9 protein-coding genes are annotated in these 8,368 nt (G+C 69.8%); 2 read left to right on the forward strand and 7 right to left on the reverse strand.

The window, feature by feature from the left end; translation table 11 throughout:
• Window positions 1-2,529 (forward strand): DNA mismatch repair protein MutS (mutS, locus tag K0M70_RS13110; protein ID WP_290782660.1); only part of this gene is annotated, 2,529 nt, incomplete at its 5' end.
• On the opposite strand, the gene K0M70_RS13115 is transcribed toward mutS, so the two are convergent.
• The gene (locus K0M70_RS13115) at window positions 2,513-3,697 is read right to left on the reverse strand and encodes a PLP-dependent transferase (protein ID WP_290782662.1); all 1,185 of its coding nucleotides are present in this window, start codon (window positions 3,695-3,697) and stop codon (window positions 2,513-2,515) included. The genes mutS and K0M70_RS13115 overlap by 17 nt on opposite strands.
• 90 nt (window positions 3,698-3,787) lie before the next feature.
• Here K0M70_RS13115 and K0M70_RS13120 point away from each other — a divergent pair, with 90 nt between their 5' ends.
• Window positions 3,788-4,267 (forward strand): Lrp/AsnC family transcriptional regulator, encoded by a 480-nt coding sequence (locus K0M70_RS13120; protein WP_290782663.1) that lies wholly within the window; start codon window positions 3,788-3,790, stop codon window positions 4,265-4,267.
• 1 nt (window position 4,268) lies between these two features.
• Here the strand turns inward: K0M70_RS13120 and K0M70_RS13125 are convergent, their stop codons facing one another.
• The 6 genes from K0M70_RS13125 to ffh all read right to left on the reverse strand — a co-directional run bounded on the left by K0M70_RS13125 (window position 4,269) and on the right by ffh (window position 8,336).
• Complete coding sequence (locus K0M70_RS13125) at window positions 4,269-4,673, reverse strand: S4 domain-containing protein (RefSeq protein ID WP_290782665.1); 405 nt, start codon at window positions 4,671-4,673, stop codon at window positions 4,269-4,271.
• Window positions 4,674-4,778: 105 nt separating this feature from the next.
• Window positions 4,779-5,144, reverse strand: coding sequence for a 50S ribosomal protein L19 (rplS, locus tag K0M70_RS13130; RefSeq protein WP_290782667.1), 366 nt, complete (start codon window positions 5,142-5,144; stop codon window positions 4,779-4,781).
• Between the two features lie 116 nt (window positions 5,145-5,260).
• Complete coding sequence (gene trmD, locus K0M70_RS13135) at window positions 5,261-6,019, reverse strand: tRNA (guanosine(37)-N1)-methyltransferase TrmD (RefSeq protein WP_290782669.1); 759 nt, start codon at window positions 6,017-6,019, stop codon at window positions 5,261-5,263.
• A gap of 19 nt (window positions 6,020-6,038) precedes the next feature.
• Entirely contained in the window at window positions 6,039-6,545 is a 507-nt protein-coding gene (gene rimM / locus K0M70_RS13140; protein ID WP_290782670.1) for a ribosome maturation factor RimM, read from the reverse strand.
• Window positions 6,546-6,579: 34 nt separating this feature from the next.
• Window positions 6,580-6,834, reverse strand: a complete 255-nt coding sequence (rpsP, locus tag K0M70_RS13145; RefSeq protein WP_290782672.1) for a 30S ribosomal protein S16 — start codon at window positions 6,832-6,834, stop codon at window positions 6,580-6,582.
• A 128-nt stretch (window positions 6,835-6,962) separates the two neighbouring features.
• Window positions 6,963-8,336: a signal recognition particle protein gene (ffh, locus tag K0M70_RS13150; protein WP_290782675.1), complete on the reverse strand. Its 1,374-nt coding sequence runs from the start codon at window positions 8,334-8,336 to the stop codon at window positions 6,963-6,965.
• Window positions 8,337-8,368: the final 32 nt, after the last annotated feature.

Raw genomic sequence — 8,368 nt, forward strand, 5'->3', positions numbered from 1 at the left:
TGCGCCGCCAAGGCGGAGCACCCGGACATCCTGCTGCTGTTCCGGATGGGCGACTTCTCCGCGCTGTTCTACGACGCCGCGCGCACGGCCGCGCGCCTGCTCGACATCACCCTCACCCAGCGCGGCGCCTCGGCCGGCGCGCCCATCCCGATGGCCGGCGTGCCGGTGCACGCCATGGAGGGTTACCTGGCGCGCCTCGTTGCGCTGGGCGAATCGGTGGCCATCTGCGAACAGATCGGCGACCCGGCGCTGGCCAAGGGCCTGGTCGAACGCAAGGTGGTGCGCATCGTCACCCCGGGCACCGTCACCGACGAAGCCCTGCTGCAGGAGCGCCGCGACACGCTGCTGGTGGCCGTCGCGCGCGGCAGGAACGGCTACGGCCTGGCCTGGGCCGATCTCGCCGCAGGCCGCTTCCTGGTCTCGGAAGTGGCGAACGACGACCAACTGGCCGCCGAGCTCGCACGCCTGGATCCGGCCGAACTGCTGGCGCCCGACGAAGACGGCTGGCTCAGCGCCGTCGCCACCCAGCCCCGCCTGCGGCGCCGGGCCCCCTGGGGCTTCGACGCCGACGCCTGCCGGCGCCAGCTGCTGCGCTTCTTCGCGCTGCACGACCTCACCGGTTTCGGCCTGGAGGACAAGCCGCTGGCCATCTCCGCGGCCGGCGCCTTGCTTGCCTACGTCGAGGAAACCCAGAAGCAGCGCCTGCCGCACCTGACCGCCATCGCGTTTGAATCGGCCGACGACGGCATCGCCCTCAACGCCGCCACCCGCCGCCACCTCGAGCTCGACAGCCGCACCGACGGCCGCGTTGAACACACCCTGCTGGGCGTGCTCGATTCCAGCGTCAGCCCGATGGGCGGGCGCCTGCTGCGCCGCTGGCTCAACCGCCCGCTGCGCGACCACCACGTGCTGGGCCAGCGCCACCACGCCGTGGCCACGCTGATGGACGGCAACGCGCACGAAAGCCTGCGCGAACGCTTCCGCGGCCTGGGCGACGTCGAGCGCATCCTCTCGCGCGTGGCGCTGCGCTCGGCGCGGCCGCGCGACCTGTCCACCCTGCGCGACGGCCTGGGCATGCTGCCCGACCTGCGCACGCTGCTGGCGCCGCTGGATTCACCGCGCCTGGCCGCGCTGTCGGCCGAGCTGGGCGAACACGCCGGCGACGCGGCGATGCTGGCCTCCGCCATCATCCCGCAGCCGCCGGTGCTGCTGCGCGACGGCGGCGTCATCGCCGAAGGCTTCGATGCCGAGCTCGACGAACTGCGCACGCTGTCCACCACCGCCGACCAGTTCCTGGTGGACCTGGAGGCGCGTGAGCGGGCCGCCACCGGCATCGCCACGCTCAAGGTTGGCTACAACCGCGTGCACGGCTACTTCATCGAGATCAGCAAGGGCCAGTCCGAGCGCGCGCCGACGCACTACACGCGGCGGCAGACGCTCACCGGCGCCGAGCGCTACATCACCGAGGAGCTGAAGAACTTCGAGGACAAGGTGCTCAGCGCGCGCGACCGTTCGCTCACGCGCGAGAAAGTGCTGTGGGAAGGCCTGCTGGACGCTTTGAACGAACGGCTGGAGACGCTCAGGCGCTGCGCGGCCGCGCTGTCGGAACTGGACGTGCTGGCTGCCTTCGCCGAGCGCGCGCAGGCCCTGGACTGGTCGCGCCCCGAACTCACCGACGCGCCCGGCCTGCACATCGAACGCGGCCGCCACCCGGTGGTGGAAGCCGTGCGCAGTGAACCCTTCGAACCCAACGACCAGGTGCTGGGCGAAGACCGCCGCATGCTGGTCATCACCGGCCCGAACATGGGCGGCAAGAGCACCTACATGCGCCAGAACGCGCTGATCGTGCTGCTGGCGCACATCGGCAGCTTCGTGCCGGCGTCGCGCGCAGTGATCGGCCCGATCGACCGCATCCTCACCCGCATCGGCGCCGGCGACGACCTGGCGCGCGGGCAGTCCACGTTCATGGTGGAAATGGCCGAAACCAGCTACATCCTGCACCACGCCACCGCGCAGTCGGTGGTGCTGATGGACGAGATCGGCCGCGGCACGTCCACCTACGACGGCCTCGCCCTGGCCGAGGCCTGCGCCCGCCATCTGGCGCACCAAAACCGCGCCTACACCCTGTTCGCCACCCACTATTTCGAACTCACCGCGCTGGCCGAACCGGGCAGCGGCATCGCCAACGTCCACCTGGACGCGATCGAGCACGGCGACAAGCTGGTGTTCATGCACGCGGTGAAGGACGGCCCCGCCAACCGCAGCTTCGGCCTGCAGGTGGCCGCGCTGGCCGGCCTGCCGCGCGTGGTGGTGGAACAGGCGCGGCGCACCCTGGCGGAGCTCGAGCAGCGCGGCGCGCCGCAGGCCGTGGCGCAGATGAGCGCGGCGGCCCTGGAATCACCCCAGCAGTTCGGGCTGTTCGCGCCGCAGCCGTCGCCGGCCGCGGAAGCCCTGGCCGCCATCGATCCGGACGAACTCACCCCCAAGCAGGCGCTCGAGGCGCTTTACCGGCTCAAGCAGCTGCGCTGAGGCGAACCGCGTCGAGGGCCTGGCGCAGGTCGACCCACAGGTCCTCGACCTGTTCGATGCCCACCGACAGGCGCAGCAGCGCCGGGCCGATGCCGTTGGCTTCGCGCGCCGCCGGGTCCACGACGCGATGGGTCAGGCCGGCCGGATGCTGGATCAGGGTGTCCACCGAACCCAGGCTCACCGCTGGCGTCATCAGGCGCACCAGCGACATGACGGCCGCGGCGGCTTCATAGCCCGCCACCAGCTCGAAAGCGATCAGCGAACCGGGACCCGCCATCTGCGAACCCAACAGGTGCGCGTTGCGCACGGTGCCCAGGCCCGGGAAATGTACTTTCGCCACCGCCGGATGCTCGGCCAGGCGCGCGGCCAGCACGATGGCGTTGGCCTGGGCGCGCTCAACCCGCAGCGCCAGCGTCGGCAGCCCGCGATGCAGCAGGTAGGCGCCGAACGGGTGCAGCAGGGCACCGGTGGCGGCGCGCACCACGCGCAGGCCACGCGCGCGCTGTTCGCTGCAGCAGACGATGCCGGCCATCACGTCGCCGTGGCCGGAAAGGAACTTGGTGGCGCTGTGCAGCACGTAGGCCGCGCCCAGGCGCGCCGGCTGCTGCAGCACGGGCGTGGCAAAGGTCGAGTCCACCAGCACGGGCACGGCGCCGGCCGAGGCCACCACGGCGGCGATGTCCACCAGGTCCAGGGTCGGGTTGGCCGGCGTTTCGATCATCACCAGCGCGGTGTCGGCACGCAGGCGCGCGGCGATGTCGCCGGTCTCCACGAACTCCGCCTCCAGCCCGCACAGGCCCGAGGCCAGCAGGTGGTCGGACGTGCCGTACAGCGGCCGCACCACCAGCACGTGGCCGCCGCGCGAGCGCGCGTCCATCAGCACCGCGGTCAGCGCCGCCATGCCCGAACCGAAGGCCACGCAGGCTTCGGTGGCCTCCAGGGTCGCCATGGCCTGTTCCACCCGGCCCACGGTGGGGTTGTGCAGCCGCGCGTAGATCGGGTTGGCCGCGCTGGCGGCGCCGCCCACCAGGGCATCGAAGCTGGCGGTGCCCACGTCCAGGTCGGTCACTGGGTACGTGGTGGAAAGGTCGATCGGCGGGGCATTCACCCCGAGCGCGATGAAGTCTTCACGGCCGGCGTGCACGGCCAGGGTTTCGATGCGGGTCATGGCGGGCTCCGGAACGACAGGTCCACACTATGGAATAGACTGAGGCCTGATTCGGCGCAGCCGAATACTATTTCCGAAAGGAGGCCCGGCATGCACCTGGACCGAACAGACTTCGCCCTTATTCGACTTCTTCGAAAGAATGCGCGGATTCCGAACAAGGACCTGGCCGAGCGGGCCGGCATCGCACCGTCCACCGCCCTGGAGCGGGTGCGGCGGCTGCGCGAGGCCGGCGTGCTGCTGGGCTACCACGCCGAGATCGCCCCGAAGGCGGTGGGCATCGGCCTGCAGGCCATGGTGGCGGTGCGGCTGGCGCGGCATTCGCGTCCGCAGGTGGAAGCCATCCACCAGCACCTGATCGCCCTGCCGGAAGTGCTCAACCTCTACCACGTGGCCGGCGCCGACGACTTCCTGGTGCACGTGGGCGTGCGCGACAGCGACCACCTGCGCGACTTCGCGATGGCCGCGCTCACGAGCCGCGAGGAAGTGGCGCATATCCAGACCAACCTGATTTTCGCCTTCCAGCGCGCGCCCGACCTGCCGGTTTACGCGCCGGCGGCGGACACCGACTGACTCACAGCGCGTCCAGGTCACCCAGCGCCTGGATCAGCCGGCGGGCGCGCTTGTCGGGCTTGCCGGCGGGCGCGCGGTAGCCGGCGTTCGCCGCGCGGCGTTCGGCAGCCAGCCGCAGGCGGGTTTCGCGCGACTCGTCCGATTCGAGATACAGCAGGGCGGCGGCGGCGGCCGGACCGCGCTTGCCGCTCAGCGCCACCACCTGGACCTCGAACACGTCTTCGCCGCGCTGCAGGCGCAGCGTCTCGCCGGTCTTGAGCAGGCGCGAGGCCTTGGCGCCCTGCCCCTGCACGTCCACCTTGCCGCCTTCGATGGCGTGCTTGGCCAGCGCGCGGGTCTTGTAGAAGCGCGCCGCCCACAGCCAGATATCCAGGCGAAGGCCCGGGTTTTCAGGAGAAGGGGTCATCGGTTTTCGACGTTCCGGTGTGCCATGGAGCTTGAATGGGGGCGTGGGGCCCGGAAAGCAAAACGGCCACCCGAAGGCGGCCGTTTGCGTGGAAGCCGGCGGGGCTCAGGCCTTGGTGCGGGCCGTGGCAGCCAGGTCTTCCTTGATGCGCGCCTTCTTGCCTTCCAGGCCACGCAGGTAGTACAGCTTGCCGGCGCGGACCTTGCCGCGGCGCTTCACCGTCACCGAGTCGATGACCATGCTGTGGGTCTGGAAGACGCGCTCGACGCCGAAACCGTGCGAGATCTTGCGCACGGTGAAGGCGGAGTTCAGGCCGGCGTTCTTGATGGCGATGACCACGCCTTCATAGGCCTGCACGCGCTCGCGGGTGCCTTCCTTGACCTTCACGTTGACCACGATGGTGTCGCCGGGGCCGAATTCGGGCAGCTTGCGCTGCGACTGTTCAACTTCGAACTGCTGGAGGAAATTCATGGTTACACGCCTTTGATAGTTGTTTGATATGCGCGCCAGAGGCCCGGTGAATCCGTGCTTGGCTTAAGTGACACAGCTCGCAAGTATAGCCTGCCAAGCCTTTGAAAGGGAAGCGGTTAGCCGCCCGCCGGGTGGTCGGCCCGCCACTGGGCGATGAACTGCTCGAGCAGGGCCCGGTCGGCCTTGTCCAGCGCCACGCGGGCCAGCAGGTCCGGGCGCCGCAGCCAGGTGCGGCCCAGGCTTTGTTGGCGCCGCCAGCGGCGGATGGCGGCGTGGTCGCCGGACAGCAGCACCGCCGGCACGCCGGCCGTGCCCTCGGCTTCGGACCGCGTGAAGTGCGGAGTGTCGAGCAGGCCGTCCTCGAAGCTGTCCTGCACCGCCGAGTCGGCGTGGTTCAGGGCGCCCTCCTGCAGGCGCCCGACCGCATCGATGACGACCGCGGCGGCCAGTTCGCCGCCCGACAGCACGTAGTCGCCGATGGAAATCTCCTCGTCCACCTCACGGTCGATGAAGCGCTCGTCCAGGCCTTCGTAGCGGCCGCACAGCAGCACCAGGCGCGGCGCGGCGGCCAATTCGCGGACCTTGGCCTGCGTCAGGCGCGGCCCTTGGGGACTGAGGTAGGTGACCCGGGCCGGCGCCGGATCGGCCGCGCGCACGGCGGCCAGGCAGGCCGACAGCGGCTCGGCCAGCATCACCATGCCGGGGCCGCCGCCGAAAGGCCGCTCGTCCACCCGGCGGTAGTTGTCGGTGGCGAAATCGCGCGGGTTCCAGCCGTGCACCGACATCAGCCCACGCTCCTGCGCACGCCCGACCACGCCCAGTGCGGCGCTGTCGCGGACGAAATCGGGAAACAGGGTGATGACGTCAATGCGCACGGCGGGTCCTGCCGAAGGGTCAGAAATCCGGATCCCAGTCGACCACGATCAGGCCGGCGTCGAAATCCACGGATTTGACGTACTGGTCGGTGACGAACGGCACCAGCCGCTCGCGCTCGCCGGAAATCACGATCACCGGATTGGCGCCGGTGTCGAACAGGTGCGAAACGGTGCCCAGCGCAACGCCTTCGACGGTTTGCACCGCCAGGCCTTCCAGGTCCACCCAGTAGTACTCGCCCGGCTTGGGCGGCGGCAGCTGGCTGCGCGACACCCAGATCTCGGAACCCTTCAGCGCCTCGGCCTGTTCCCGGCTTTCAATGCCCGGGAAAACCGCCACCAGCAGCTTGCCGGTGTCGCGACCGCGCACGCCGGAAACTTCCCGCTCGCTTTCGCCGGCGGTGAGGATCCAGGGCTGGTACTTGAAGATGGCATCGCGGGGATCGGTCCAGGAAAGGAGCTTGAGCTCCCCCCGGACGCCGAAATCGCCGGCGACCCTGCCCAGCAGGATGCGGCGATCGGTGCTCATGGCATCAGGCCTCGCACGGGGCGAGGCCAGGGGCTCAGGCCGCGGCCTTGGCCGAGGCTTCCTTGAACAGCACGCGGACCTTGTCGGTCAGCTGGGCGCCGTTGGCAACCCAATGCTTCACGCGCTCGGTGTCCAGCACCACGCGCGGCTCAGTCGGGGTGGCGATCGGGTTGTAGTAACCCACGCGCTCGATCGAACGGCCGTCGCGCTTGTTGCGCTGGTCGGTCACGACGATGTGATAGAAGGGACGCTTCTTGGCGCCACCGCGGGCCAGGCGGATCTTGACCATTGGGAATTCGCTCTGCAGTTCTGTAACAGTTGACCCGACCGCATTCCGGCCGGGGGAATCGCGAATTCTAACCCCTTGTCCGCCCGAAGGAAACCCCGCCGGGCGAATCAAGGCCCCGGGCCGCCGTCTCAGCCGCCGGGGAAACGCCCGGGGAAGCCGCCGCCCATCAGGCCCTTCATGCCCCGCATCATGCCCTTGATGCCGCCCTTGGACAGCTTGGACATCATCTTTTCCATCTGCTGGAACTGCTTGAGCAGCTTGTTCACGTCGGCCGGGGTGGTGCCCGAGCCCCGGGCCACGCGGGCCCGGCGCGAGCCGTTCAGGAGGCCCGGGTTGCGGCGCTCCTTCTTGGTCATGGAATTGATGATGGCGATCATGCGCGGCATTTCCTTGCCGGTGACCTGGGCCTTCACGTGGTCGGGCACCTGGCCCATGCCCGGCAGCTTGTCCATCAGGCCCGACAGGCCGCCCATGTTCTGCATCTGCTCGAACTGGTCGCGCATGTCGTTGAGGTCGAACTTCTTGCCCTTGGCGACCTTCTCGGCCAGCTTCTGGGCCTTGTCCTTGTCCACCTGCTGTTCGACCTGTTCGACCAGGCTCAGCACGTCGCCCATGTCCAGGATGCGGCTGGCGGCGCGGTCGGGGTGGAACACGTCCAGGCCGTCGGGCTTTTCGCCCACGCCGATGAACTTGATGGGCTTGCCGGTGATGTAGCGCACGCTGAGCGCGGCGCCGCCGCGGGCGTCACCGTCGGTCTTGGTGAGCACCACGCCGGTCAGCGGCAGCGCTTCGCTGAAGGCCTTGGCCGTGTTGGCGGCGTCCTGGCCGGTCATGGCGTCCACCACGAACAGCGTTTCCACCGGGTTCACGGCCGCGTGCAGGGCCTTGATCTCGGCCATCATCGCTTCGTCCACGGCCAGGCGGCCGGCGGTGTCCACGATCAGCACGTCCACGAAGCTCTTGCGGGCGTCGGCAATGGCGGCGCGGACGATGTCCTCGGGCTTCTGCGACGCGTCCGAGGCGAAGAACAGCACGTCCACCTGCTGGGCCAGCGTCCGCAGCTGCTCGATGGCGGCCGGACGGTAGACGTCGGCCGACACCACCATCACCTTCTTCTTTTTCTTTTCCTTCAGGTGCTTGGCCAGCTTGCCCACCGTGGTGGTCTTGCCCGCGCCCTGCAGGCCGGCCATCAGGATGATCGCCGGCGCCGGCACGTTGAGGTTGAGGTCGCTGGCGGCCGAGCCCATTACGGCGGCCATCTCGTCGCGCACCACCTTGATCAGGGCCTGGCCCGGGGTGAGGCTGGTCAGCACTTCCTGGCCGACCGCGCGCACCTTGATGCGCTCGACCAGGGCCGTGACCACGGGCAGGGCCACGTCGGCTTCCAGCAGCGCGATGCGCACCTCGCGGGTGGCTTCGCGGATGTTTTCCTCGGTCAGGCGGCCGCGGCCGCGCCCGGGGTGGAGGGGGGCGGGAAAGCGCGGGGGGAGGGGCGAGAACAAGGGGAGGGGGGGGGTGGAGGGGGGCGGGAAAG

Source organism: Arenimonas sp. (assembly GCF_019459675.1).
In the GTDB taxonomy this organism is placed as follows: domain Bacteria; phylum Pseudomonadota; class Gammaproteobacteria; order Xanthomonadales; family Xanthomonadaceae; genus Arenimonas.

Excerpts from the sequence above, each read along its gene's own strand:
- K0M70_RS13115 (WP_290782662.1), bottom strand. The coding sequence starts at position 3,697 with ATGACCCGCATCGAAACCCTGGCCGTGCACGCCGGCCGTGAAGACTTC.
- K0M70_RS13120 (WP_290782663.1), top strand. The coding sequence starts at position 3,788 with ATGCACCTGGACCGAACAGACTTCGCCCTTATTCGACTTCTTCGAAAG.
- K0M70_RS13125 (WP_290782665.1), bottom strand. The coding sequence starts at position 4,673 with ATGACCCCTTCTCCTGAAAACCCGGGCCTTCGCCTGGATATCTGGCTG.
- rplS (WP_290782667.1), bottom strand. The coding sequence starts at position 5,144 with ATGAATTTCCTCCAGCAGTTCGAAGTTGAACAGTCGCAGCGCAAGCTG.
- rimM (WP_290782670.1), bottom strand. The coding sequence starts at position 6,545 with ATGAGCACCGATCGCCGCATCCTGCTGGGCAGGGTCGCCGGCGATTTC.
- rpsP (WP_290782672.1), bottom strand. The coding sequence starts at position 6,834 with ATGGTCAAGATCCGCCTGGCCCGCGGTGGCGCCAAGAAGCGTCCCTTC.